This window comes from Vibrio sp. Vb0888 (assembly GCF_033338835.1).
GTDB lineage: Bacteria > Pseudomonadota > Gammaproteobacteria > Enterobacterales > Vibrionaceae > Vibrio > Vibrio alginolyticus.
In genome coordinates this window covers 1-1,576 of sequence record NZ_JAWOTL010000092.1, presented here as the reverse complement: position 1 = coordinate 1,576, position 1,576 = coordinate 1, and the positions used below count along the sequence as shown (strand labels likewise).

Here is a 1,576-nt window from a genome sequence, read left to right as displayed (position 1 = left end):
CCAAATACAGAAGTGTTAGGTGGTGTTGATGCACTTTGTCATGTGGCTTCATTAGAAGAAGTAGATAGCGTAATGGCAGCCATCGTTGGTGCAGCGGGTTTGTTGCCAACCATGGCGGCCGTTAAAGCGGGCAAGCGCGTATTGCTGGCGAATAAAGAAGCGCTTGTCATGTCTGGACAGTTGTTTATTGATGCCGTTGAACAATACGGGGCAGAGTTGCTGCCAGTAGACAGTGAACATAATGCTATTTTCCAGTGCCTACCACAGCAAGTTCAAACCAATCTTGGCCGCTGTAACTTAGATGAGCATGGCATTTCTAGTATTCTGTTAACCGGATCTGGCGGTCCATTCCGTTACGCTGACATTGCCGATCTCGACAGCGTAACGCCAGCACAGGCAATCGCGCACCCTAACTGGTCTATGGGGCCAAAGATTTCGGTCGATTCTGCGACTATGATGAATAAAGGTCTTGAGTACATTGAAGCAAAATGGCTATTCAATGCGGCTCGTGACCAGTTAAAAGTGATTATTCACCCGCAATCCGTGATCCATTCAATGGTTCAGTATCGTGATGGTTCGGTACTGGCGCAAATGGGAGAGCCAGATATGGCAACACCAATTGCGCTGACAATGTCTTATCCTTCTCGTGTTGATGCCGGTGTAAAACCGCTAGACTTTACTCAAGTAGGTGAATTGACATTCTTGCAACCAGACTTTGCTCGTTATCCTTGTTTGAAGCTTGCGATTGACGCGTGTTACGAAGGGCAACATGCGACTACTGCTCTAAATGCAGCCAATGAAGTTGCTGTTGATGCGTTTCTAAATAATCGCCTTGGTTTTACAGATATAGCTCGCATCAATGAATTGGTTTTGCATAAAATCACCGCAAGCTGCAAACCTGAGAATGCGAATAGCTTGGAAAGCTTGCTAGAGCTAGATAGAATGTCTCGAACTATCGCCCTAGAAATTATACGCGAGCGTAGCTAATGACTGGTATTTTGTGGAATCTTGTTTCTTTTATCGTTGCACTGGGCATTCTCGTTGCCGTGCACGAGTTTGGGCACTTTTGGGTTGCTCGTCGTTGTGGCGTGAAGGTTGAAAGATTTTCCATCGGTTTTGGTAAGTCTATTTGGCGAAAAGTTGGTCAAGACGGAACCGAATACACTATTTCAATGATTCCTCTTGGTGGATACGTCAAAATGGTAGATAGCCGTGTTGACGATGTGCCAGAAAGTGAAAAACATTTAGCCTTTGATCAAAAGCCGCTTTGGAAACGAACGTCTATTGTTGCAGCTGGCCCTATCTTTAATTTCTTATTTGCTATTTTTGCTTATTGGTTGGTTTTCCTGATTGGTGTACCAGCGGTAAAACCCGTAATTGGTGAAGTTACGCCCAATTCGATTGTTGCTGAGGCAGGAATTGAATCTGGAATGGAACTAAAAGCAGTATCAGGCATCAAAACTCCGGATTGGGAATCAGTTAATATGGGATTAATTTCTCATATTGGTGATGATGCTATGACGCTAACACTGACGTCAGACTCAGAAGTTGGCGCTGAAGTGACGAAAACGCTGGA

2 protein-coding genes are annotated in these 1,576 nt (G+C 44.9%); both read left to right on the top strand.

Annotated features, from left to right (window positions below):
• The coding region (gene ispC / locus R7P72_RS24090) for a 1-deoxy-D-xylulose-5-phosphate reductoisomerase (protein ID WP_318110838.1) at nucleotides 1-987 on the top strand (987 nt) is incomplete at its 5' end.
• On the top strand, nucleotides 987-1,576 hold a 590-nt coding region (gene rseP, locus R7P72_RS24085), incomplete at its 3' end, for an RIP metalloprotease RseP (protein ID WP_318110837.1). The genes ispC and rseP, both read left to right, overlap by 1 nt.